Origin of the sequence: Citrobacter sp. Colony219, assembly GCF_019382635.1 — a bacterium.
Taxonomy (GTDB): Bacteria; Pseudomonadota; Gammaproteobacteria; order Enterobacterales; family Enterobacteriaceae; genus Citrobacter; species Citrobacter youngae.
The window spans coordinates 2,917,073-2,940,412 of sequence record NZ_CP080033.1; the positions used below are offsets into that span (position 1 = coordinate 2,917,073).

The window sequence follows — 23,340 nt, forward strand, 5'->3', positions numbered from 1 at the left end:
ATTCATGATGTCCCTCACCAGAACACAAATTGTTAACTGGCTCTATCGCTGCGGCGAAATATTCACCACCGAAAGCGATTTTCTTACCGGCCTTGACCGGGAAATCGGCGATGCCGACCACGGTCTGAATATGCACCGCGGCTTCAGTAAAGTGGTCGAAAAGCTCCCGTCCATTGCGGATAAAGATATCGGTTTTATTTTGAAAAATACCGGGATGGTACTGCTCTCAAGCGTCGGTGGTGCCAGTGGCCCGCTGTTCGGCACCTTTTTCATCCGCGCCGCGCAGGTCACTCAGGCCCATCAAAGTCTGACGGTTGACGAGTTGTATCAGATGATGCGTGATGGCGCAGAAGGTGTCATTAGTCGTGGTAAAGCCGAACCGGGTGACAAAACCATGTGCGACGTTTGGGTGCCTGTCGTCGAATCTTTACGCCAGTCCAGTGAGCAAAAGCTGAGCGTACAGGCCGCTCTGGAGGCGGCAAGCGCCCAGGCAGAAGCCGCGGCGCAAAGTACCATCACGATGCAGGCGCGCAAAGGCCGCGCCAGCTACCTTGGTGAGCGCAGCATTGGGCATCAGGACCCCGGCGCAACGTCCGTTATGTTTATGATGCAAATGTTGGCTCAGGCGTCCAGAGAGTAAGGATAAAACGATGGTAAACCTGGTTATTGTGTCTCACAGCGCCCAACTGGGCGAAGGCGTCGGTGCGTTAGCCCGACAGATGTTAATGGGTGATGGTTGTAAACTCGCTATTGCCGCAGGCATTGACGATCCTGAGAACCCCATTGGCACCGACCCCATCAAAGTGATGGAGGCCATTGAGTCAGTGGCGGACACGGATCACGTGCTGGTGATGATGGATATTGGCAGCGCGTTACTGAGTGCGGAAACAGCGTTGGATCTGCTCGATCCGGCAATCGCCGCCAAGGTGCGTCTGTGCGCTGCCCCGCTGGTTGAAGGTACGCTGGCGGCAACCGTCAGTGCTGCGGCGGGCGCTGATATCGATCGGGTCATCAATGATGCCATGAATGCCCTTGACGCCAAGCGTGAGCAACTGGGTTTACCTTCGTCGTCTGTTGCGAAGACAGCACCCGCTGAATTGTCACCCGACGCCGATGCTCGTTCGGTTGCCGTGACCGTAAGAAACCCCAACGGTATACATGTTCGCCCGGCATCGCGGCTGGTCTCCACATTGTCTGGCTTTAATGCCGACATGTGGCTGGAAAAAAACGGCAAATGCGTCGTCCCTGACAGCCTGAATCAGATAGCACTTCTGCAGGTGCGCTGTAATGACACGCTGCGTCTGATTGTTAAAGGTGAACAGGCAGACGCGGCGCTGGCTGCGTTTACACAGCTGGCGGCTGAGAATTTTGGCGAGTCCGTCGAAGAAGCACGCGCTGAAAGCATCGCAGTACCGGTGCCAGCGCTGGCAACGGGTACGGCATTTTGCTATACGCCGTTCTCACCGCAAGTCACCCATCGCCCCACAGCGGATGTGCAGGACGAGCAGCAGCGGCTAAAAGCGGCCATTCAACGCACACTCGACGACCTGAGTGATTTAACCGCGCTGGCAGAGGAGAAGTATTCCGCTGATATCGCCGCCATTTTCTCTGGTCATCACACGCTGCTCGACGATCCTGAGCTTTTCGATATGGCCTGTGATTTGATGCGCGAAGAGCAGTGTAGCGCAGCATATGCCTGGCATAACGTACTGCGCGATCTGAGTCAGCAGTATCTGCAACTCGACGATCCTTATTTACAGGCGCGATACATTGATATTGAGGATTTGCTGTCCCGTACGCTGCAACATTTGACCGGCGAAAGTGCCCGTATCCCCGCGTCTATTCGACCGACCATTCTGGTCGCCGATGTCATCTATCCGTCTACCGTGCTGCAACTCGACCCGCTCACGATCAAAGGGATCTGCCTGCGCGCCGGTAGCGAAGCCTCCCACTCGGCGATTATCGCCCGCGAGATGGGCTTGTGCTGGGTATGCCAACAAGGCGCAACCCTCGATGCTATCAAGATGGGTGACGCTCTGACTCTGGACGGTGTAGCAAATCGGGTGATCCTCGCGGGCTGATACCCACAGCCCACCCTTTATCTGTAAAAGGTGGGCTATTTCACTCCCTCCGTCAGGAAATGTCTGTTTAATCGCAAAATGGGGGGCCGATCACGCGCAACGGTCGATCCTGAACTAAGGTTTTCTCATGGTAGATGCCGCAACTTCGGCACGCCGCTAAGGAGATTAACCGATGATAACACCCGCAATTCGCCATCCTGGCCTGCTCTCAGTGGCGATAAAACTGACGCTCGCAAGCACCTTTTTTGCTCTGGCCTCTTTTACTGCGAACGCTGAGGATTCACCTGTCGCTACGCCTTCTCCTCCTGATATTCTGCTTGGTCCATTGTTCAATGATGTACAGACAGCAAAGCTATTTCCCGATCAGAAAACTTTTGCCGACGCAGTGCCCAACAGCGATCCACTGATGATCCTTGCCGATTATCGGATGCAGAAAAACCAGTCCGGCTTTGATTTACGCCATTTTGTGGAAGTGAATTTTACGTTGCCAAAAGAGGGTGAGAAATACGTGCCCCCGGCCGGGCAATCACTCCGCGAGCATATTGACGGACTGTGGCCGGTACTCACTCGCTCAACCACCGATGTCGAAAAATGGGACTCTCTGCTGCCGCTACCAGAACCCTATGTAGTGCCGGGCGGGCGTTTTCGTGAGATTTATTACTGGGATAGCTATTTTACTATGCTGGGGCTTGCCGAGAGCAATCGCTGGGACAAGGTTTCTGATATGGTGGCCAACTTCGCTTATGAGATTGATTCCTGGGGGCACATTCCTAACGGCAACCGAAGCTACTACCTGAGCCGTTCACAGCCACCGTTCTTTGCCTTTATGGTTGAACTGCTGGCGCAGCATGACGGTAACGACGCGCTGAAAAAATACCTCCCGCAGATGCAAAAAGAGTACAGCTACTGGATGGAAGGAGGCGAAACACTTCAGCCCGGTCAACAGCATAAACGTGTGGTCAAACTGGCTGATGGCACCCTTTTAAACCGCTACTGGGATGACCGGGATACGCCAAGACCTGAATCCTGGGTTGAGGATATTGCCACCGCGAAAAGCAATCCGAACCGCCCTGCCACTGAAATTTATCGCGACCTGCGCTCAGCCGCAGCATCCGGCTGGGACTTTAGTTCACGCTGGATGGATAACCCCAACCAGCTAAGTACCCTGCGCACCACCAGCATTGTGCCTGTCGATCTCAATGCCTTGTTATACAAGATGGAGAAAATGATCGCTCTCGCCAGCAAAGCCGCAGGTGACGATGCCAAAGCAGCGCAGTACGAGGGCTTTGCCAATGCCCGCCAAAAAGGGATTGAAACCTGGTTGTGGAATGACAAAGAAGGCTGGTATGCCGACTATGATCTGAAGAGCCACAAAGTCCGTAATCAGTTAACTGCCGCCGCGCTGTTCCCTTTATTTGTGAATGCGGCGGCAAAAGATCGCGCCGGCAAGGTGGCCGCAGCAACTCAGGCGCATCTGTTGCAACCTGGCGGCCTTGCAACCACGTCGGTGAAAAGCGGCCAGCAGTGGGATGCTCCCAACGGCTGGGCGCCGTTACAGTGGGTCGCCGCCTCGGGATTACAGAACTATGGCCAAAATAATGTCGCCATGGATGTCACCTGGCGATTCCTCACCAATGTGCAGCACACGTACGATCGTGAGAAAAAATTGGTTGAGAAGTATGACGTGAGCAGCACAGGAACTGGCGGCGGCGGTGGCGAATACCCGCTACAGGATGGTTTCGGCTGGACCAACGGCGTAACGTTAAAAATGCTCGATCTGATATGCGCTAAAGATAAACCCTGCGACAGCGTACCGGCAACGCGCCCCGCCCCCGCCAGTAACACGCCTTCCGAGGCCAAAAAGCAGACTCAACCGACGTCCTAATCTTCTTCTGGTGTCTTCAGTCTCCTCTAAATCCGCGCCATGTCGCGGATTTTTTGGTGCCATGTATCTCCATTTCAGGTGTATCCATTGCATCTAGCCCTTATGGGGTAGCCCCTGTTTTCATCCGTGTGAAATTGATTCTGAACATGTTTTTATTCGCTGTATATGTAAATATATAGCGATTTTATCACTGTTCAGGACCAACATAATGCCACTGACAAGAAGGATGTTTGCCCAGCTCGTGGCATCTGCGCTGCTGTTACGCCATTTTCCGGCCCTTGCCCAAACACCGCTTACCGTTGCTGTCGGTTCACCGCCATCACCTGAGGCAATCCAGCGCGTCGTCAGCGCCGGAGCACCTGCTGATATGCTATTGCTGGCTGTCGCACCGGAAAAACTGGTGGGATTTTCATCATTTGATTTTTCTCACCAGGCCGCAGTGCCATTCCATCATGACATTTTGGCGTTACCGAAATTGGGAAGACTGGCAGGACGCGCCAGCACCCTGTCACTGGAGGCCTTGTTAGCGCTGAAACCCGATCTGGTGGTTGACTGCGGCAATGCTGATGAAACCTGGCTTTCTCAAGCCCGGCAGGTCAACGCGCAAACGCGCGTTCCGTGGCTGCTGATTAACGGCGAGCTCCGACAAACCCCGGCACAACTGCAAGCCGCAGGGGCTGCGCTGGGTACCGCAACACGGGCCTCGGCACAGGCCGCGCTTGCCCGTCGATTTATTGATGACGCAGATGCGTTTTCGCACTCCCCCGCAGCAAAACTGCGCTTTTATGCCGCACGCGGTGCCAGAGGACTGGAAACCGGTTTACAGGGTTCACTGCATACCGAAGCACCAGAGTTACTGGGATTACACAATGTCGCGCAAATCCCGGGACGACATGGATTGACCCAGGTATCCATGGAAAATCTGTTGAGCTGGCAGCCCGATATTATTCTGGTTCAGGATGCAGTCACCGCACAGTACCTGCGAGAAGATCCCGTCTGGCAAGGGGTTAAAGCCGTTGCTGAGCAACGTATTCTGTTTCTCAGCGGACTGCCGTTTGGCTGGCTGGACGCCCCGCCGGGCATCAACCGGTTGCTGGGATTACGTCGCCTGCACGCCTGGCTTGACCCCAAAATTGAAACCCACTTTAAGACCGATATGCAGCGCTACGCAGAATTGTTCTGGCACACCTCATTAAGCGATGCACAGTTTCAAAAGCTGGTGACACCCTGATGAGAATGACTACGCTGAGTGCTCTGATGATCGCAGCCATTGCCGTGTGTGTCATCGTCGCAACGGTTTCAGGTGCATATCGCCTGGATGCCCAGCAGGTGATGAACCTCATTGCTGACCATCCGGGCGTGCCGCCCCAGGACAAAATCGTCTTCTGGCAGATTCGATTGCCACGCATTCTGGCTGCATTGCTGCTGGGTGCGGCACTGGCGGGCGCAGGGACCACTTATCAGGGTATGTTCCGTAACCCACTGGTGTCGCCGGATATTCTCGGCGTGGCAGCCGGGGCGGGTTTAGGGGCCTGTACCGCCATCCTGCTCGGTTTACCGATCCTGTTTATTCAACTGTATGCGTTTGTCGGCGGCCTGTTCGTGGTGGCGGGCGTGTGGCTCATCACCCAGCGGGTAAAACGCCACGATCCGGTACTCACCCTTGTACTGGTCGGCATTGCGCTGGGTACGGTGTGCGGCGCAGGGATTTCGCTCATCAAAACGCTGGCTGACCCGTATACCCAGCTACCGTCGATTACCTTCTGGCTACTCGGTGGTCTGTCGACCATCACCGCCCATGACCTGTGGTTGTCCGCACCGCTGATCGTGGCCGGTTTGGTGCCGCTGTTGCTGCTACGCTGGCGTATGAATTTACTCACCCTCTCGGATGATGAAGCCCGTTCTCTGGGCATCAACGTTTCCCGGCTACGGCTCTGGCTGATTATCTGCGCCACGCTTATCACCGCCTGTACTGTGGCGATTGCCGGAATTATTGGCTGGATTGGGCTGGTGGTGCCACACATTGGCAGACTGCTTTGTGGGAACAACCACCAACGGCTACTGCCTGTTTCAATGGGGATCGGCGCTATTTTACTGCTGCTGACAGATACCCTTGCCCGCACTCTGAGCAGCACGGAAATCCCGCTGGGGATCCTGACCGCGTTTATTGGTGCCCCCTTCTTCCTGTTACTTCTGCTCCGGGGAGGCCGACAATGACGCTGCTGAGCGTACAACATGCATCTCTCGGCTACCATTCCCGGCACCCAGTATTACGCGATGTCTCGTTTAGCGTCGCGCCAGGGGCAATTTGTTGCCTGATTGGCGCCAATGGCAGTGGGAAAACTACGCTGATGCGTACCATTCTTGGCGTTCTTCAACCGCTTGCTGGCCAGATTACGCTTGATGGTATCGCGGTGAATCATCTCAGCGACCGGGAACGCGCCGCCGCCATCGCCTGGGTTCCTCAGGCACATGACGGTGCGTTTGCCTTCACGGCTCTGGACATGGTGATGATGGGACTGGCCCCGCAAATGGCGGCATTTGCCGTTCCCGGCGGCAAAGAACGCGACATCGCCCTTGAACAACTGGACGTGCTGGCAATCCCGCATCTCGCGCCCCGGCGCTGGAACACCCTGAGCGGTGGCGAACGTCAACTGGTGTTGATTGCCCGTGCGCTGGCACAGCGTCCACGTCTTTTACTGCTGGATGAACCTGCTTCCAGCCTCGATTTTGGTCACCAGATCCGACTGCTCGACACCCTGGTCACGCTGAAAAATTCGGGCATGGCGCTGCTGATGTCGACCCACCATCCGTTGCATGCACGGGCCATTGCCGACAGCGTGGTACGCGTCGAGCCAGATGGTCTGGTGTCACAGGGGGGGCCTGAACACCAACTGGCTGCTGAACGTCTGGCCACGCTGTATCGGGTCACGCCCTCACAAATAGCCCATCACCTCTTTGGCTCACACGATTAAGGAATCACGATGCTCATTGACGACATTGATTTTGCTGACCTGTACCGCAAACAGTTACTTCAGGCGAAGCGAACCGAGAAAAAACCAGAACACTGGGACAAACGCGCGGAAAAAATGGCAGAAAATTGCGCCTCATTAACCGACAACTACCTGCTCCAGTTATTGAGCAAGATTGACCTGAAAGGTGCTGAATCACTGTTTGATATGGGTTGCGGCCCCGGAACGGTTGCGCTGGCGCTGGCCAAAAAAATGCCGATCGTTTACGGCGTAGACTACAGCCAGGGAATGCTGAGCGTTGCCGCTCGCCGTGCCGGGCAGATGGGCGTGCGCCACGTACAGTGGGTGCAGCGCGCATGGGAAGCGCACTGGGACGACTTGCCCCAGTGTGATATTGCCGTCGCCTCACGTTCAACGCTGGTTGCCGATATGCGTCAGGCTATGACCAAACTGAATAATCAGGCACGGCTGCGGGTTTACACCACCCATCTCGTCAGTTCCTCATTTGTATCGCCCACGATTCAGCGCGCGCTGGGGCGCGAGGTGATTGAGCTTCCCAACTATATCTATGCACTGAATGTTTTGTATCAGATGGGCATTCACGCACATGTTGATTTTATCCGTGGACCAAACTGTCAGCAGGACAACAGCACCTGGACACGTTTTCTGGAGAACGTGCGCTGGAGCATGGGAGAACTGAGCACCGACGAAATTGAGCGTCTGGAGCACTGGTACCATCAGCAGGACCCCGGCACCATCGCTCCCGCCAGTCGCGACTGGGCGCTTATCTGGTGGGACAGCGTACCGCGGGAGGCGCTGCAATGATCTACTTCTCACAGGCGCAAGTCGATGCGCTGCTGCTGGAGGATATTCAGGGCGGCGATTTAACAACCCGCGCGTTGGGTATCGGTGCACAGCCAGGAAGTATGGGTTTTTATCACCGCCAGGGCGGGTGCGTAAGCGGAACTACTGTTGCCAGACAAATGCTGACATCACTGGGTTTGACCGTTACCGACCTTATGTCCGATGGCGAACGGGCGCGTACCGGACAGTTACTTCTGCGCGCGCACGGTAACGCGGCGGCACTACACCAGGGCTGGAAAGCGGTACAGAACGTGCTGGAGTGGAGTTGCGGTGTCTCACGCTATCTCGACGATATGCTAAGCATCCTGCGTCAGCGCTATCCTGATGGCCAGATTGCCTGCACCCGCAAAACTATCCCTGGCACCCGTATGCTGGCTACCCAGGCGATCCTTGCTGCCGGAGGCATTATCCACCGGGGCGGGAGCGCCGAAACCGTGCTGCTTTTTGCGAATCATCGCCGCTTTCTTGCCGATCCGAACAACTGGGCCGCGGCAATCGCGCAACTACGCGCCCATGCGCCAGAAAAAAAGATTGTGGTCGAAGCAGATACCCCCGATGAGGCACTGGCCGCGCTACATGCGGCCCCTGATGTGCTGCAACTCGATAAGTTTACCCCTGAGCAGGCAGCAGGCATCGCTCGCCTGGCACCGTCTCTGGCCCCCCATTGCACGCTGGCGCTGACTGGCGGCATTACCCTCGCCTCACTGGCGAGTTATCTCGACTGTGGCATCAGACTCTTTATCACCTCCGCACCTTACTACGCCCCACCGGCGGATATCAAAGTTAGCCTGAGCCCGGACGCCCACGGCGTATAACATTTATAAATGGACTATAAATAATGAATTTTAACAAAAGTTGTCTTTACACAGCCCTGTCGTTTGCTTTCGCGCAAGGTGCTTTTGCTGGGCAGGAAAGCGAAACCATGACCGTCTGGTCTAGTCCGGCCTCCGCCGCAACCACTACGGTTCTCGGCCAGGAAACGATGCAGCAGTTGGATAAACAAAACGTGGCGCAGGCGCTAAGCGTCGTTCCCGGCGTCGTGCTGCAAAAATCCGGTAACCGTAACGAGCAACAAGTGAAGGTCCGCGGTTTTGACAGTCGTCAGGTCCCGGTCTTTTTCGACGGTGTTCCGGTGTACATCCCCTACGATGGCAACCTTGATTTAGGTCGTTTTCTGACATCCGATATCGCTTCTGTCGAGGTCTCTAAAGGCTACTCATCCTTGCTACAGGGGCCGAACCAGATGGGTGGCGCTATCAACATCACGACCAAGAAGCCCACCAAACCGATTGAGGGCTCTCTGGGCTATCGTCAGGGCTGGAGCCGTAGCAAAGACAATGCCCATGATATGCACGCGTCGTTCGGTGCCAGCAACGATCTCGGATATATCCAGCTCAGTGGTAGCCAGCTAAAACAGGATTTCCTCGGATTACCTCATGGTGTTGATAACCCGGTAGCGGGCAGCAATGGCAAGATGATTAACTCATCAGCCGATGATAAACGCGGCATCGTGAAACTGGGGTTCACGCCACGCGGTGATGATGAGTATGTTCTGACCTACATTAATCAGGACGGCGAAAAAGATAACCCGCCATATGCCGGGACCAGCAGCCAGAAATCACGTTACTGGCAATGGCCGCAATATGATAAAGAAAGTTATTACTATCAGGGCACCACGCATTTGGGCGATCGCTTTACATTGAAAAGCCGCCTGTATCGCGACACCTTTGAAAATACACTGATGATGTACAATTCCCTTGCCGATCTGAAAAATAAGAAAGGCAGCTACAGCCATTATTCTGACTATAGCGACGGCGCAGGTTTGCAGCTTTCCGCTGATATGCGGGAGAACGACCTGCTCTCTTTCGCCGTGAACTGGAAAGACGATGTTCATCGCGAAAAAGGGGCTCCAAATGCCGCTTATGACCGCTACGAAGATCGCACCTGGTCTGTTGCCAGTGAATATCAGTGGGCGGCTGCGGATAATGTCGATGTGGTGGCGGGTATCAGCTACGACTGGCGTGACAGCGTAGAGGGGATGAAGCACGAGAAAAACGGCAGCGTTACCCATTATGATGACAACGATCAGTCCGCCTTTAACTGGCAGGTAATGACAAAATATCACTTTGAAAATTCTGACACATTAGCGCTGTCCTACTCTGACAGAACGCGCTTCCCCACACTGAAAGAGCGCTACACCACGTCAAAACCGGCTTATAACCAGATAGCGCTGGTCAACCCGCAGCTAAAACCGGAACGCGCCCGTAGCGTCGATCTCACGTGGAACGGTTCGTTCACCCAAAACTGGGGATTCGAAGCCAGCGTGTATTACAACCGCATTACCGATGCGATTCTGTCGCACAATATTGATGCCGACACGATTCAGAACCAAAACAGTGGTCGGGTGGATTACACCGGCCTGGATGCCGGCGTCAAAGGTAAGGTCTTTGACATGCTGGATGTGGGAATGAGCTACGGTCTTATCCATGCTGACGTTAAACGCAGCGACATCGGTAAAATTACCGATCTGCCGACGCAAACTCTCACCGCCTGGATGACGCTGAAACCGTGGGACCCACTCAGCATTACGCTATCCGAAGAAGCCCGCTCTTCAAGCTATAGCAATTCTGATGGCTCACAAAAAGCGGCCGGATTCGCCATTACCCACCTCCGTGCAGATTACACCATCGGACATGGCTTTAGCGTTAACGCTTCGGTCAACAACCTGTTTGATACACAGTACGTCTACAGCGAAGGGTTTATCGAAGAAGGGCGTAATTACTGGGCGGGGATTGAATACCAGTTCTGACTAAACTACGCAGAGAAACGGCCCCCGCAGGGGCCGTTCGATTAATCTCGTCGTACCAGTCGGAAAACACCCAGTACCACAATCGCGCCGACCACGGCCACCAGGAAGCTGTGGAGATTAAACCCACTGACATCGCCGCCGATACCAAACATCGTTGCCAGCCACCCACCGACCACAGCACCGACAATACCGAGAATGCAGGTCAGAATAAATCCGCCGCCATCACGCCCCGGCATAATCAGCTTGGCGATAACCCCCGCAATCAGACCAAAAATAATCCAGGCAATAATTCCCATTTTCAGGCCCTCTTTCCAGTGAACGCATACGCAAGACATTCCTGCGCCAGCACGTTAAGTATAGGCAAGCCATCGCTACCTGCTGTTTGCACTCAGACTTAATTCATTGGCTTGGGTAAAAAATTTCATCCATTTGTATTAAGTTCCGTCTCGCAATGCCGATAACCCAACGATAAGCCAGGTATCCAGGAGTCATTAGGTGTGAGTAACTACAATGAGCAGTTCCTGAAGCAAAACCCGCTCGCCGTATTAGGGGTACTCCGGGACTTAAATTCACAGCAGGTTCCACTGCGTATCTCCTGGTCAGGAGGTCAGTTCATCAGCAAAATTCTTGCTGTCGGCCCGGACGAATTGATCATGGATTTTGGCAGTCAGGAATATGAAAACCAGGCCGTGCAACGCGCCAGCCAGATCTCAATTATCGCCGAAACGCAGGGTGCCAAGGTGGAGTTTACCCTCCCGCAACTGACAAAAGGCGAGTATCAGCGATTGCCAGCCTTTGTCTCATCGTTACCACCTTCGCTGTGGTTCGTCCAGCGTCGGGAATACTTCCGCATCGGCGCGCCGTTACACCCGCCCTATCACTGCAAGGCGAAGATGCCGGACAACAGTCTCCTGCATTTTCGCTTATTCGATTTGTCTCTTGGCGGCATGGGCGCGCTATTAGAAGGGACAGCACCGGAGGGGCTGGTCGAAGGCATGCGCTTCTCGCAGGTTGAACTGAATATGGAACAATGGGGGGTGTATCACGTTGATGCCCAGCTCATCTCGATTACCGAGCGAAAAGTGATCGACGGAAAAAATGAGACCATCACCACTCCCCGCCTGAGCTTTCGTTTTCTCAACGTCGGCCCGGCGGTGGAGCGGAATTTACAGCGGATTATTTTTTCACTTGAGCGTGAGGCTCGGGAAAAATCGAATAAAGTGCGCGAGTAATATTACGCGCGTTACATCGCATCCAGCGCTCGCTGAAGCTTCCAAATATAACGTGGAGCCTGCGGCGCTGGATGGTTATCGACAACATGCTCGAAAAACTCATCCGCACTCAGATCGTTGATTTTGCTGATGGCTTTTTTCCTGTCAGAGGAGAACGTCCGCAGCAGCGCCCCGGCACCGTTCGCGTATGACACCACCAGCGCATATTGCATCACCTGTGGGTCTTCAATTCCCGCCAGCGGACCGGTTTCAAGAATGCTCAGATATGCCGCCCCCATGGAGATATTGCGCTCTGGATTTTTCAGCTCACTGGTCGACGGCTCACCGCTCCATCCCATACGACGATAAACATCGCGGCCTGAAGTCGAGGCTTTAAGCTGCATCAGACCGATGGCATTAGATTTACTGACTGCATTGGGGTTACCCCCTGATTCAATAGCGATAATCGCCGTAATCAATTGTGGGCTAACGCCCCAGGCAGCACCGGCTTTTTCACTGATCGGCATCCATTGCATTGCGCGTTTAACCGGAACTTCTGCATTCCATGGCGGATTTTTGTAATCCTGTTTTGAACTACAGCCCGCGAGTAATACAACCAAAAAAGCAAACCATCTCAATTTCACGTCATCTATCCTTATAGCCGGAACCTGTCGCTGAGGTGACAACGACATACCTACGCGGCATGATATACATTTGGTTTTAGTTGTAGCAAGGAAATGCCATGTCCCGGTTTCACTTAATTGCCCCGTCGGGCTACTGTATTAACCAGCAGGCAGCATTACGTGGGCTTGCGCGTCTTACTGAGGCCGGTCATCAGGTCGATAACAGTGCCGTCATTACCCGCCGCTGTCAGCGTTTTGCCGGTACCGAAGCCGAGCGTCTGGCGGATGTGAACTCACTCGTTGAGCTAAAAATGCCTGATACTATTGTGATGGCGGTGCGCGGCGGCTACGGTGCGAGCCGTTTGCTGGCAGATATTGACTGGCAGGCGCTGGCCGTTCGTCAGCAACAAAACCCGTTGCTGCTGTGTGGACACAGCGATTTCACGGCCATTCAGTGTGGTCTGCTGGCTCAGAGTAATGTGATTAGCTTCAGCGGCCCGATGCTGGCGGCTAACTTCGGTGCCGAGGAAATGAACGCCTTTACCGAGTACCATTTTTGGCAGGCTTTGCGCAATGTCGAATTTACTCTCGACTGGCAAGGGCATGGCCCGGATTGCGCTACTGAAGGCACGCTGTGGGGAGGCAATCTGGCAATGCTCATTTCGCTGATGGGAACGCCGTGGATGCCCGCCATTGAGAACGGTATTCTGGTGCTGGAAGACATCAACGAGCACCCGTTTCGCATCGAGCGTATGCTGCTGCAACTTTATCATGCTGGGATCCTCGCCCGCCAGAACGCCATCATTCTCGGCAGTTTTAGCGGCAGTGCGCCTAATGATTATGATGCCGGTTACAGTCTCGATTCAGTTTGTGATTTTCTGCGCGCCAGATTATCCGTTCCACTGTTAGGCGGCCTCGATTTTGGCCATGAACAACGCACCGTCACCTTACCTTTAGGGGCCAAAGCCGTGCTGAAAAATGATAAAAACGGCAGTCAACTCACAATCTCCGGTCATCCGGTGCTTAAATCGTAAAAAAAGCCTGCTTCAGGGCTAAGTAAAACGCTGTTTCTGTCGTTATTATGTTAGGGTTTATTAATACGAAACAGCGTAATTCAGGAGTAACCGAACGTTGGATGCCGCAGCAATCATTAGCCTTTTTATTTTGGGTTCCGTTCTCGTCACCTGCAGTATCTTGCTTAGTTCATTCTCATCACGTCTTGGTATCCCGATTCTGGTGATTTTCCTCGCTATTGGCATGTTAGCGGGCGTGGACGGCGTGGGCGGTATTCCTTTTGATAACTACCCTTTTGCCTACATGGTGAGTAACCTGGCGCTGGCGGTTATTCTGCTCGACGGTGGGATGCGCACCCAGGCCAGCTCATTTCGTGTAGCGCTGGGCCCGGCGTTATCGCTGGCGACCGTGGGTGTGCTGATTACCTCTGGCCTCACCGGCATGATGGCGGCATGGCTGTTTCATCTGGATCTCATTGAAGGGCTGCTGATTGGTGCGATTGTCGGCTCAACCGATGCCGCGGCGGTCTTCTCCCTGCTCGGCGGTAAAGGACTCAACGAACGTGTGGGCTCGACGCTGGAAATTGAGTCAGGTAGCAATGACCCAATGGCCGTATTTCTGACCATTACGCTTATCGAAATGATCCAGAACCACCAGACCGGTTTAAGCTGGATGTTTGCGGTACATATTATCCAGCAGTTTGGCTTAGGTATCGCTATCGGTCTCGGCGGTGGATATCTGCTCCAGCAGATGATTAACCGTATTTCACTGCCTGCCGGGCTTTATCCACTGCTGGCCCTGAGCGGTGGGATCCTGATTTTTGCCCTGACTACCGCGCTGGAAGGCAGTGGTATTCTGGCGGTTTATCTGTGTGGTTTCCTGCTGGGTAATCGCCCGATCCGCAACCGGTTTGGTATTCTGCAAAACTTCGACGGTCTGGCCTGGCTGGCGCAAATCGCCATGTTCCTGGTGCTTGGACTGCTGGTTACGCCGTCCGACCTGCTGCCTATCGCGATTCCGGCGCTGATTTTGTCCGCCTGGATGATTTTCTTCGCGCGTCCGTTGTCAGTGTTCGCCGGATTGCTGCCATTTCGTGGTTTCAATCTGCGTGAGCGCATTTTCATCAGTTGGGTGGGTTTGCGCGGCGCGGTACCCATCATCCTCGCCGTCTTCCCAATGATGGCGGGCCTGGAAAACGCGCGCCTGTTCTTTAACGTCGCATTCTTTGTGGTACTGATCTCGCTGCTGTTCCAGGGAACGTCGCTGTCGTGGGCCGCCAAAAAAGCCAAAGTGGTGGTCCCGCCCGTTGGCTGGCCGGTTTCTCGTATAGGTCTCGATATTCATCCGGATAATCCCTGGGAGCAGTTTGTTTATCAGCTCAGTGCGGATAAGTGGTGTGTCGGGGCCGCGCTGCGTGACCTGCATATGCCGGAAGAGACGCGAATTGCCGCCCTGTTTCGTGACAACGTGCTGTTTCACCCCTCAGGCAGTACCCGCCTGCGTGAAGGCGATGTACTGTGCGTCATTGGCCGCGAACGCGACCTGCCCGCCTTAGGTAAGCTGTTCAGCCAGTCGCCGCCAGTGTCGTTAGACCAGCGTTTCTTTGGTGATTTTATTCTTGAAGCCAGCGCGAAATATGCCGATGTGGCACTGATTTATGGCCTGGAAGATGGCACCGGGTATCGCGATAAGCAGCAAACGCTGGGTGAAATTGTCCAGCAACTATTGGGTGCTGCGCCGGTCGTCGGTGACCAGGTGGAATTTGCCGGTATGATCTGGACGGTAGCCGAGAAAGAAGATAATGCGGTACTGAAGGTTGGTGTTCGCGTTGCTGAAGATGAGGATGAGTAACGCGGATGTTTTTTGCCGGGTGGAGGCTGCGCCTTACCCGGCCTACAAAAGTTACACCGTCACAACCGGTACGCGCAGCGCCAAAGAACACATTAATTCATAACCCACCGTGCCCGCCGCTGTCGCCACATCGTCGATTTTAATCTCTTTACCCCACAGCTCCACTGGCGTCCCGATCCCCGCCTGCGGGCACGGCGTCAGGTCTACCGCCAGCATATCCATGGATACCGTGCCGACCGTCCCGGTACGTACGCCATCCACCAGCACAGGCGTGCCGCTTGGCGCATGGCGCGGATAACCATCGGCATAGCCTGTCGCCACAATGCCAATGCGCTGCTCGCCGCTGGCGGTGTAGCGTCCACCGTAGCCCACCCGATCTCCGGCTTTCAGCGTCTGTATGCCGATTATCTCGCTGCTCAGGGTCATTACTGGTTTCAGGCCGGTATTGGCGATGTCCCGCCATTGCCCCGACGGTGATGCGCCATACAAAATAATACCCGGGCGAACCCAGTCATAATGCGCTTGTGGGTGCCACAGCGTCGCAGCCGAATTCGACAGCGAACGTCGACACTCCAGCCCTTCCGTTGCCTGCGCAATACGCGCCATCGCGTCCTTAATGCCATCCGGATGTTCAGCATCCGCAAAATGCGACATCAGCGTCATCTCACCTACGTTAGGCATTGCCCGTAACTGTTGCCAGACGGTCGCAACGCGCTCTGGTAAGAAACCCAGCCGGTTCATGCCGCTATTCACCTTGAGGTAAATATCCAGCGGCGCGTTCAGGCGGGCATTTTGCAACGCTTTGAGCTGCCAGTTACTGTGGACACAAGTGGTCAGACGATATGTGTCATACACCGTCAGGTCTTCGGCATGGAAAAAACCCTCCAGCATTAAAATCGGTCCTTTCCATCCCCGCTCGCGCAGGGTGATCGCCTCCTCGAGATTGAGCATCGCGAAACCATCGGTCGTTCCCAGTGCATTCCAGACACGTTCTATACCGTGTCCGTAGGCATTAGCTTTTACGACCGACCAGACGCGGGAGTCCGGCGCAGCCTGACGCGTAATGGTCAGGTTTTGTTTCAACGCCTGCAGGTCAATGCTGGCCAGTATCGGGCGGGTCATCTCGCGTCCTTATTAGTTATGTACGCCATGTAAATGCCGCGGGCGAGACGGGGTAAATCCCGGACTGTAACGCGCCACGCTCAGATCGTCATAAGGTATGGCAGGCGTGCGACCAGAGAGGATATCGCTCAGCAACTGACCGGATCCACACGCCATCGTCCAGCCCAATGTGCCATGACCCGTATTGAGCAGCAGATTCTTAAAGCGGGTACGCCCCACCACTGGCGTTCCGTCTGGCGTCATCGGGCGTAGCCCGGTCCAGAAGGTCGCCTGTTCCACATGCCCACCGCGTGGAAAGAGATCGCGCACCACCATCTCCAGCGTTTCACGGCGTGGTTGTAGTAGCTCAGTATTAAAACCAACAATCTCTGCCATACCGCCAACACGAATACGCTCATCAAAACGGGTAATGGCGATTTTGTAGGTTTCATCAAGAATAGTGGAAACCGGCGCACCATCATCTTCTGCCACCGGAATGGTTAATGAGTAGCCCTTGAGCGGATACACCGGAATATCAACGATCCCTTTGAGCATTGCCGTGGAGTACGAGCCAAAGGCCATCACATAGGCATCGGCTTTGACTATCTCTTCTCCGCACTGAACGCCATAAATCTGCTCGCCATCGCTCAGCAGCTTATCGACCGGAGTGTTAAAACGGAATTTTACCCCCGCCTGCTCGGCCATTTGCGCCAGACGCTGGGTAAACAGCTGACAGTCACCGGTTTCGTCATTCGGTAACCGTAACCCGCCTGTCAGTTTGTACGCGACCTCTCCCAGCGCTGGTTCGACTTCCGCCAGGCGACTTGCTTCCAGCAGTTGATAGGGTACGCCCGCATCTTCGAGCACGGCGATGTCGCGGGTGGCGTTCTCATATTGTTGAGCGGTACGGAACAGTTGCAGGGTTCCGCCCTGACGTCCTTCATACTCGATACCGGTAGAGGCACGTAACGCTTTCAGGCAATCACGGCTGTATTCCGCCAGGCGCACCATCCGCCCCTTGTTTTCCATGTAGTGGCTGGTATCGCAGTTGCGCAGCATTTGCCACATCCATTTCAACTGGAACTGCGTCCCGTCGAGGCGTACTGCCAACGGCGCGTGGCGCTGAAACATCCATTTAATCGCTTTTAGCGGTACGCCTGGGGCCGCCCACGGCGCGGCATAACCAGGGGAGATTTGCCCGGCGTTCGCCGCACTGGTTTCCAGTGCCGGCCCCGGCTCACGATCGATGACGGTGACATCGTGTCCAGCCTGACTTAAATACCAGGCGCTGGTCACGCCAACGACGCCACTTCCCAGTATGACAACTCGCATAGCCACTCCGTTAACAGTAAAAGAACAATCTTCTAATTACATCTTGATAACTCAGTTGAAAATATTATTCAACATATGGCTTTTTTATGGTGATGTATCTCACACATAGCAGTGATTGCAGGGAAGTCTCTGCTTTGGCATCTCCTGCTGTGCGTTATTTTTATCCAGCATAAAATTTTGTCACCTGGCCGTTTTTCGACGCTTCGCTGACGTGAAATCGCAAAGAAAAAATTTCTCCTGCAGCACGTTTTTTAACACCATGATCTATGCTTGAAATGAGGTACTCCAGACAGAGAGTGCCGCCAACAATGAGGGTGCGCGAATGGCTACGATTGATTCCATGAACAAGGACAGCACACGGTTAAGCGATGGACCCGACTGGACGTTTGATCTGCTGGATGTCTATCTGGCAGAGATAGACCGCGTGGCGAAACTCTACAGGCTGGATACCTACCCGCACCAAATCGAGGTGATCACCTCCGAGCAAATGATGGACGCCTATTCCAGCGTTGGGATGCCGATCAACTATCCGCACTGGTCGTTTGGTAAAAAGTTTATTGAAACCGAACGCTTGTACAAGCATGGTCAGCAAGGGCTGGCCTATGAGATTGTTATTAACTCCAACCCGTGTATCGCGTACCTGATGGAAGAGAACACCATCACCATGCAGGCACTGGTCATGGCGCATGCCTGCTATGGACATAACTCTTTCTTCAAGAATAACTACCTGTTCCGCAGTTGGACGGACGCCAGTTCCATCGTCGATTACCTGATCTTCGCGCGAAACTACATTACCCAGTGTGAAGAGCGTTACGGCGTGGATGAAGTCGAAAAGCTTCTCGACTCCTGCCATGCGTTGATGAACTACGGCGTGGACCGCTATAAACGCCCGCAAAAGATCTCACTACAGGAAGAGAAGGCCCGGCAGAAAAGCCGTGAAGAGTATCTGCAAAGTCAGGTGAATATGCTGTGGCGTACGTTGCCGAAGAAAGAGGAAGAGAAGACGATCTCTACCGCGCGTCGTTATCCTTCTGAGCCGCAGGAAAACCTGCTGTATTTTATGGAGAAAAATGCCCCACTGCTTGAATCCTGGCAGCGAGAGGTCCTGCGTATTGTGCGTAAGGTGAGCCAGTATTTTTATCCGCAGAAACAGACTCAGGTGATGAATGAGGGATGGGCAACTTTCTGGCACTACACCATCCTCAATCACCTTTATGATGAAGGCAAAGTCACCGAGCGCTTTATGCTGGAGTTTCTGCATAGCCATACCAACGTGGTATTCCAGCCACCGTATAACAGTCCATGGTATAGCGGGATAAACCCGTATGCGCTTGGCTTTGCTATGTTCCAGGATATCAAACGTATTTGTCAGTCGCCCACCGAGGAGGACAAATACTGGTTCCCAAATATTGCGGGTTCCGACTGGCTGGAAACGCTGCATTTCGCGATGCGTGATTTTAAAGATGAGAGCTTTATCAGCCAGTTCCTGTCACCAAAAGTGATGCGCGATTTCCGCCTGTTCACGGTGCTGGATGATGACCGCCATAATTACCTGGAAATTTCAGCGATTCACAATGAAGAGGGGTATCGCGAGATCCGTAACAGGCTGTCATCGCAATATAACCTGAGCAATCTGGAGCCGAATATTCAAATCTGGAATGTCGATCTGCGCGGCGACCGTTCACTGACCTTGCGTTATATCCCACATAACCGCGCGCCGTTGGATAAAGGACGCAAAGAGGTGCTTAAGCATGTGCACCGGCTATGGGGTTTTGATGTGATGCTGGAGCAGCAGAATGAAGATGGCAGCGTTGAGCTGCTGGAGCGTTGCCCGCCAAGGATGAACGGCCTGTAACGCTTATTGCCGGAGGCGGTGTAAATACCTTATCCGGCCTACGACGTAGACGCATTGTAGGCCGGATAAGACGCTTTGGCGTCACCATCCGGCATTGCGCGATTAGCGTCCCTGAATAGCTAAATCGCCCGGTAAATTCTTCTGCATACGGTGCCAAATCTCACCACTGTCGTGACCATAGCGGCGCACCGTTTCATAGACCAAATCATGAGCGCCCTGCTCACACAGCTCTGACAGCTTACGGTAGAAGTTCAACGCCAGGCCGCGCGCTTCCGGGTTGGCAAAGTAATGACGGCCAATACGCGTATAAAGTCCTTTCATACCGTTGAGGATCAAACCGTAAATCGGATTGCCCGATGCAAATGCCAGACCACGGAAAATGTTGTAGTCCAGATCGGCAAACGCGTCAGCATGGTCAGCAACCTGATTCGCCGTGGCCAAAACGTCCTGGGCTTTATCAGGATGTTGGCGGAATGCGGTGCGAATAAAGATCGTCGAGATGTTAGTACGCACAGACAGCAGATTATCAATCAACTGCGGAACACTTTCGTGATCGAGACGCGCCAGCGTTTCCAGGATATTCAGTCCGGAGGTTTCCCAAAAGTTATTCACTTTCGTCGGTTTGCCGTGTTGAATGGTCAACCAGCCGTCCCGCGCCAGACGCTGCAAAACTTCGCGTAACGTGGTACGTGTTACTCCAATGAGTTCGGAGAGTTCACGTTCAGCGGGCAAAATAGTGCCAGGTGGGAAGCGGTTATTCCAGATACTCTCAATGATGTACTCTTCCGCGAACCCAGCAGGGCTTTGCGCCTTAATGACCATAGTGATAATTCCATTACACAGCAAAACATAGTTACACACATCATACCAGACGGGTTTCTTAGCTGATAGCTGACGCAACGAAGAAAAAGTGGATCAAGGCTTCATTTTCCAGATAACGCTGATACGCAGTCGGTACGATAAGCCACGTGAAGAGCTTGCCTGCGTTCACTCGTGCCGCTAAGCTTTGCGGTCAAACATAAAAACATGATTTCATTTTTACAGGTAAGGGAAACTGCCATGGAGCTATCATGGGGCCGCGCTATGTGGCGCAACTTTTTAGGCCAGTCGCCGGACTGGTATAAACTTGCACTGCTCGTCTTCTTAATCATTAACCCGCTTATTTTTTTCATCAATCCCTTTATCGCGGGTTGGTTGCTGGTGGCCGAATTCATTTTTACGCTGGCAATGGCGCTTAAGTGTTATCCACTGTTGCCGGGCGGGCTGTTAGCCATCGAAGCTGTCGTCATCGGCATGACCAGCGCCACTCATGTTCGTGAAGAAGTTGCCGCCAACCTTGAAGTGCTCTTGCTGCTGATGTTTATGGTGGCGGGCATCTACTTTATGAAGCAACTGCTGCTGTTTATTTTTACCCGACTGCTGCTCAGTATTCGCTCCAAGATGCTGCTGTCGCTGGCCTTTTGTGTTGCCGCTGCCTTCCTTTCGGCGTTCCTCGACGCATTGACCGTGGTCGCGGTCGTGATCAGCGTGGCGGTCGGTTTTTACGGTATCTACCATCGCGTCGCCTCTTCCCGCCCGGGAGATAACAATTTGCTGGATGACAGCCATATCGACCAGCACAATAAAGTCGTACTGGAGCAGTTCCGCGGTTTTCTGCGCAGCCTGATGATGCACGCGGGAGTCGGCACAGCCTTAGGCGGTGTGATGACCATGGTTGGCGAACCGCAGAACCTGATTATCGCCAAAGCGGCTGGCTGGCATTTTGGTGATTTTTTCCTGCGCATGTCGCCGGTCACCGTCCCGGTGTTGATTTGCGGTCTGCTCACTTGCCTGCTGGTTGAAAAGTTACGTTGGTTTGGCTACGGTGAAACATTGCCGGAAGCTGTCCGTGGCGTTCTGCAACAGTTTGACGATGAAAGCCGGCAACAACGTACCCGCCAGGATAAAATCAAGCTGATTATTCAGGCAGTCATCGGCGTATGGCTGGTCGTCGCCCTCGCGCTGCATCTGGCAGAAGTTGGATTAATTGGCCTGTCGGTGATTATTCTGGCGACTTCGTTAACTGGCGTTACTGACGAACACGCTATTGGTAAAGCCTTCACCGAGTCGCTGCCGTTCACCGCACTGCTGACCGTGTTCTTCTCTATCGTTGCGGTGATTATCGATCAACAGCTCTTCTCGCCGATTATTCATTTTGTTTTGCAGTCTTCTGAGCATGCACAGCTGACCCTGTTCTATCTTTTCAACGGCCTGCTGTCGTCAATTTCAGACAACGTCTTTGTTGGCACAATTTACATCAACGAAGCGAAAGCGGCGCTGGAGCACGGGACGATTAGCCTGAATCAATATGAACTGTTAGCGGTGGCGATCAATACCGGGACCAACCTGCCTTCCGTGGCCACGCCAAACGGCCAGGCAGCATTCCTGTTCCTGCTGACCTCCGCGCTGGCACCGTTGATTCGCCTTTCTTATGGTCGCATGGTGTGGATGGCTCTGCCGTATACTCTCGTCCTGACGCTAGTCGGTCTGCTTTGCGTAGAGTTCACGCTGGTTCCAGTGACCGAGTGGATGACTCAAACAGGCTGGTTAGCTACACTTTCATAACAATAAACCGGGTAAATCACTGCCCGGTTTGACTTTTTGCATGATAATTATCCGATTACACAATATTTCAATTGCCGCTAGTGGCGCATAAATTGAATTGGTTTAAACTGCGGTCTCTACGCATGTTGCAGGGAAATTATTATGTTGCGATTTTTAAACCAGTGCTCCCGTGGGCGTGGAGCGTGGTTATTGCTGGCGCTAACCGCCCTGGCGTTGGAACTTGTTGCCTTGTGGTTCCAGCATGTCATGCTGCTAAAACCCTGCGTGTTGTGTATTTACGAACGTAGCGCATTATTTGGCGTGATGGGTGCTGGTCTGGTGGGCGCAATTGCCCCAAAAACGCCACTGCGTTATGTGGCAATGCTTATCTGGATTTACAGCGCCTGGCGCGGGCTTCAGTTAGCGTATGAACACACGATGATTCAGCTTCACCCGTCACCGTTCATGACCTGTGATTTTGCCGCGCGCTTCCCGAGTTGGTTACCGCTGGATAAATGGCTGCCGCAGGTATTTATGGCATCCGGTGACTGCGCTGAGCGTCAGTGGTCATTTTTAACCCTGGAGATGCCGCAGTGGCTGTTGGGGATTTTTGCCGCGTATCTGGTCGTTGCAGTGTTGGTGCTGATTGCTCAGCCCTTTAAACCGAAAAAACGTGACCTCTTCGGTCGCTAACAGAACGCTCCTTCGGGAGCGTTTTTTTTTGCCATAATTTCATTGCTTGCTGGCATCTATAAGATGTATATTAAATACATCTTATAGATGCCATACAAAGGAGATGTCTTATGTCCCATTTACGCATCCCGGCAAACTGGAAAGTTAAACGCTCTACTCCCTTCTTTACGAAAGACAATGTCCCGGCCGCTCTGCTTTCTCACCACAACACAGCAGCCGGCGTTTTTGGACAACTCTGCGTGATGGAAGGCACTGTAACGTATTACGGCTTTGCCAATGAAGACGCAAAAGAACCTGAAGTAAAAGTGGTCATTAATGCCGGACAGTTCGCGACCAGCCCACCGCAGTACTGGCATCGTGTTGAATTAAGCGACGATGCGCAGTTCAACATTAATTTCTGGGTTGAAGATGACAACCATAGTGATGAGATGTATCAGGCGAAAAAGTCTTAATCCTTAACGCCTGT

The 23,340-nt window shown here is 53.7% G+C and carries 21 protein-coding genes; 16 read left to right on the plus strand and 5 right to left on the minus strand.

The window, feature by feature from the left end; translation table 11 throughout:
* The first annotated feature begins 7 nt into the window (after window positions 1-7).
* The 9 genes from dhaL (at window position 8) to JTI85_RS13110 (ending at window position 10,611) form a co-directional block, all read left to right on the plus strand.
* Window positions 8-640, plus strand: a complete 633-nt coding sequence (dhaL, locus tag JTI85_RS13070; RefSeq protein ID WP_005122292.1) for a dihydroxyacetone kinase subunit DhaL — start codon at window positions 8-10, stop codon at window positions 638-640.
* Between the two features lie 10 nt (window positions 641-650).
* The gene (gene dhaM / locus JTI85_RS13075) at window positions 651-2,081 is read left to right on the plus strand and encodes a dihydroxyacetone kinase phosphoryl donor subunit DhaM (protein WP_219351605.1); all 1,431 of its coding nucleotides are present in this window, start codon (window positions 651-653) and stop codon (window positions 2,079-2,081) included.
* A gap of 172 nt (window positions 2,082-2,253) precedes the next feature.
* Window positions 2,254-3,966: an alpha,alpha-trehalase gene (locus JTI85_RS13080; protein WP_137375981.1), complete on the plus strand. Its 1,713-nt coding sequence runs from the start codon at window positions 2,254-2,256 to the stop codon at window positions 3,964-3,966.
* A 208-nt stretch (window positions 3,967-4,174) separates the two neighbouring features.
* A complete protein-coding gene (locus JTI85_RS13085) occupies window positions 4,175-5,197 on the plus strand; it encodes an ABC transporter substrate-binding protein (protein ID WP_124020933.1) in 1,023 nt (340 codons plus the stop codon).
* Window positions 5,198-5,202: 5 nt separating this feature from the next.
* Window positions 5,203-6,183 (plus strand): FecCD family ABC transporter permease, encoded by a 981-nt coding sequence (locus JTI85_RS13090; protein ID WP_370529599.1) that lies wholly within the window; start codon window positions 5,203-5,205, stop codon window positions 6,181-6,183.
* Window positions 6,180-6,941, plus strand: coding sequence for an ABC transporter ATP-binding protein (locus JTI85_RS13095; protein WP_061068043.1), 762 nt, complete (start codon window positions 6,180-6,182; stop codon window positions 6,939-6,941). Before JTI85_RS13090 ends, JTI85_RS13095 begins: the two co-directional genes overlap by 4 nt.
* 9 nt (window positions 6,942-6,950) lie before the next feature.
* Complete coding sequence (locus JTI85_RS13100; RefSeq protein WP_061068044.1) at window positions 6,951-7,763, plus strand: class I SAM-dependent methyltransferase; 813 nt, start codon at window positions 6,951-6,953, stop codon at window positions 7,761-7,763.
* Window positions 7,760-8,617 carry a ModD protein gene (gene modD, locus JTI85_RS13105; RefSeq protein ID WP_199981791.1) on the plus strand — a complete coding sequence of 286 codons (858 nt, stop codon included), beginning with the start codon at window positions 7,760-7,762 and terminating at the stop codon, window positions 8,615-8,617. The genes JTI85_RS13100 and modD overlap by 4 nt, the downstream gene beginning before the upstream one ends.
* Before the next feature lie 23 nt (window positions 8,618-8,640).
* Window positions 8,641-10,611, plus strand: coding sequence for a TonB-dependent siderophore receptor (locus JTI85_RS13110; protein WP_219351607.1), 1,971 nt, complete (start codon window positions 8,641-8,643; stop codon window positions 10,609-10,611).
* Window positions 10,612-10,652: 41 nt separating this feature from the next.
* Here JTI85_RS13110 and JTI85_RS13115 read toward each other — a convergent pair whose 3' ends face one another.
* Window positions 10,653-10,907 carry a GlsB/YeaQ/YmgE family stress response membrane protein gene (locus tag JTI85_RS13115; RefSeq protein WP_048212573.1) on the minus strand — a complete coding sequence of 85 codons (255 nt, stop codon included), beginning with the start codon at window positions 10,905-10,907 and terminating at the stop codon, window positions 10,653-10,655.
* Window positions 10,908-11,108: 201 nt separating this feature from the next.
* Between JTI85_RS13115 and ycgR the strand changes: the two genes are divergently transcribed.
* Complete coding sequence (gene ycgR, locus JTI85_RS13120; protein WP_048211430.1) at window positions 11,109-11,843, plus strand: flagellar brake protein YcgR; 735 nt, start codon at window positions 11,109-11,111, stop codon at window positions 11,841-11,843.
* 11 nt (window positions 11,844-11,854) lie between these two features.
* On the opposite strand, the gene emtA is transcribed toward ycgR, so the two are convergent.
* Window positions 11,855-12,466, minus strand: a complete 612-nt coding sequence (gene emtA / locus JTI85_RS13125) for a membrane-bound lytic murein transglycosylase EmtA (protein WP_048211429.1) — start codon at window positions 12,464-12,466, stop codon at window positions 11,855-11,857.
* Between the two features lie 98 nt (window positions 12,467-12,564).
* Here emtA and ldcA point away from each other — a divergent pair, with 98 nt between their 5' ends.
* Together ldcA and JTI85_RS13135 are read left to right on the plus strand one after the other, a co-directional pair.
* Window positions 12,565-13,479 carry a muramoyltetrapeptide carboxypeptidase gene (gene ldcA / locus JTI85_RS13130; RefSeq protein ID WP_219351609.1) on the plus strand — a complete coding sequence of 305 codons (915 nt, stop codon included), beginning with the start codon at window positions 12,565-12,567 and terminating at the stop codon, window positions 13,477-13,479.
* Window positions 13,480-13,576: 97 nt separating this feature from the next.
* Window positions 13,577-15,310, plus strand: coding sequence for a potassium/proton antiporter (locus JTI85_RS13135; RefSeq protein WP_142878646.1), 1,734 nt, complete (start codon window positions 13,577-13,579; stop codon window positions 15,308-15,310).
* Between the two features lie 51 nt (window positions 15,311-15,361).
* Here the strand turns inward: JTI85_RS13135 and dadX are convergent, their stop codons facing one another.
* Together dadX and JTI85_RS13145 are read right to left on the minus strand one after the other, a co-directional pair.
* Complete coding sequence (dadX, locus tag JTI85_RS13140) at window positions 15,362-16,432, minus strand: catabolic alanine racemase DadX (protein WP_061068048.1); 1,071 nt, start codon at window positions 16,430-16,432, stop codon at window positions 15,362-15,364.
* A gap of 12 nt (window positions 16,433-16,444) precedes the next feature.
* Window positions 16,445-17,743 carry a D-amino acid dehydrogenase gene (locus JTI85_RS13145; RefSeq protein ID WP_199945973.1) on the minus strand — a complete coding sequence of 433 codons (1,299 nt, stop codon included), beginning with the start codon at window positions 17,741-17,743 and terminating at the stop codon, window positions 16,445-16,447.
* Window positions 17,744-18,065: 322 nt separating this feature from the next.
* Between JTI85_RS13145 and JTI85_RS13150 the strand changes: the two genes are divergently transcribed.
* The gene (locus tag JTI85_RS13150; protein ID WP_048211425.1) at window positions 18,066-19,598 is read left to right on the plus strand and encodes a SpoVR family protein; all 1,533 of its coding nucleotides are present in this window, start codon (window positions 18,066-18,068) and stop codon (window positions 19,596-19,598) included.
* A gap of 102 nt (window positions 19,599-19,700) precedes the next feature.
* On the opposite strand, the gene fadR is transcribed toward JTI85_RS13150, so the two are convergent.
* The gene (fadR, locus tag JTI85_RS13155; protein WP_005122254.1) at window positions 19,701-20,420 is read right to left on the minus strand and encodes a fatty acid metabolism transcriptional regulator FadR; all 720 of its coding nucleotides are present in this window, start codon (window positions 20,418-20,420) and stop codon (window positions 19,701-19,703) included.
* Window positions 20,421-20,657: 237 nt separating this feature from the next.
* On the opposite strand from fadR, the gene nhaB reads away from it, so the two are divergent.
* The 3 genes from nhaB to JTI85_RS13170 all read left to right on the plus strand — a co-directional run bounded on the left by nhaB (window position 20,658) and on the right by JTI85_RS13170 (window position 23,326).
* Window positions 20,658-22,202, plus strand: a complete 1,545-nt coding sequence (gene nhaB / locus JTI85_RS13160) for a Na(+)/H(+) antiporter NhaB (RefSeq protein ID WP_048211424.1) — start codon at window positions 20,658-20,660, stop codon at window positions 22,200-22,202.
* 141 nt (window positions 22,203-22,343) lie between these two features.
* The gene (dsbB, locus tag JTI85_RS13165) at window positions 22,344-22,874 is read left to right on the plus strand and encodes a disulfide bond formation protein DsbB (RefSeq protein WP_005122248.1); all 531 of its coding nucleotides are present in this window, start codon (window positions 22,344-22,346) and stop codon (window positions 22,872-22,874) included.
* Window positions 22,875-22,984: 110 nt separating this feature from the next.
* On the plus strand, window positions 22,985-23,326 hold the full coding sequence (locus tag JTI85_RS13170; protein WP_016153372.1) for a DUF1971 domain-containing protein: 342 nt from the start codon (window positions 22,985-22,987) through the stop codon (window positions 23,324-23,326).
* Window positions 23,327-23,340: the final 14 nt, after the last annotated feature.

Excerpts from the sequence above, each read along its gene's own strand:
- dadX (WP_061068048.1), bottom strand. The coding sequence starts at position 16,432 with ATGACCCGCCCGATACTGGCCAGCATTGACCTGCAGGCGTTGAAACAA.
- modD (WP_199981791.1), top strand. The coding sequence starts at position 7,760 with ATGATCTACTTCTCACAGGCGCAAGTCGATGCGCTGCTGCTGGAGGAT.
- dhaL (WP_005122292.1), top strand. The coding sequence starts at position 8 with ATGTCCCTCACCAGAACACAAATTGTTAACTGGCTCTATCGCTGCGGC.
- ldcA (WP_219351609.1), top strand. The coding sequence starts at position 12,565 with ATGTCCCGGTTTCACTTAATTGCCCCGTCGGGCTACTGTATTAACCAG.
- JTI85_RS13170 (WP_016153372.1), top strand. The coding sequence starts at position 22,985 with ATGTCCCATTTACGCATCCCGGCAAACTGGAAAGTTAAACGCTCTACT.
- JTI85_RS13080 (WP_137375981.1), top strand. The coding sequence starts at position 2,254 with ATGATAACACCCGCAATTCGCCATCCTGGCCTGCTCTCAGTGGCGATA.
- dsbB (WP_005122248.1), top strand. The coding sequence starts at position 22,344 with ATGTTGCGATTTTTAAACCAGTGCTCCCGTGGGCGTGGAGCGTGGTTA.
- nhaB (WP_048211424.1), top strand. The coding sequence starts at position 20,658 with ATGGAGCTATCATGGGGCCGCGCTATGTGGCGCAACTTTTTAGGCCAG.
- JTI85_RS13145 (WP_199945973.1), bottom strand. The coding sequence starts at position 17,743 with ATGCGAGTTGTCATACTGGGAAGTGGCGTCGTTGGCGTGACCAGCGCC.
- JTI85_RS13150 (WP_048211425.1), top strand. The coding sequence starts at position 18,066 with ATGGCTACGATTGATTCCATGAACAAGGACAGCACACGGTTAAGCGAT.
- fadR (WP_005122254.1), bottom strand. The coding sequence starts at position 20,420 with ATGGTCATTAAGGCGCAAAGCCCTGCTGGGTTCGCGGAAGAGTACATC.
- JTI85_RS13100 (WP_061068044.1), top strand. The coding sequence starts at position 6,951 with ATGCTCATTGACGACATTGATTTTGCTGACCTGTACCGCAAACAGTTA.
- JTI85_RS13085 (WP_124020933.1), top strand. The coding sequence starts at position 4,175 with ATGCCACTGACAAGAAGGATGTTTGCCCAGCTCGTGGCATCTGCGCTG.
- JTI85_RS13090 (WP_370529599.1), top strand. The coding sequence starts at position 5,203 with ATGACTACGCTGAGTGCTCTGATGATCGCAGCCATTGCCGTGTGTGTC.
- JTI85_RS13095 (WP_061068043.1), top strand. The coding sequence starts at position 6,180 with ATGACGCTGCTGAGCGTACAACATGCATCTCTCGGCTACCATTCCCGG.
- JTI85_RS13115 (WP_048212573.1), bottom strand. The coding sequence starts at position 10,907 with ATGGGAATTATTGCCTGGATTATTTTTGGTCTGATTGCGGGGGTTATC.
- dhaM (WP_219351605.1), top strand. The coding sequence starts at position 651 with ATGGTAAACCTGGTTATTGTGTCTCACAGCGCCCAACTGGGCGAAGGC.
- JTI85_RS13110 (WP_219351607.1), top strand. The coding sequence starts at position 8,641 with ATGAATTTTAACAAAAGTTGTCTTTACACAGCCCTGTCGTTTGCTTTC.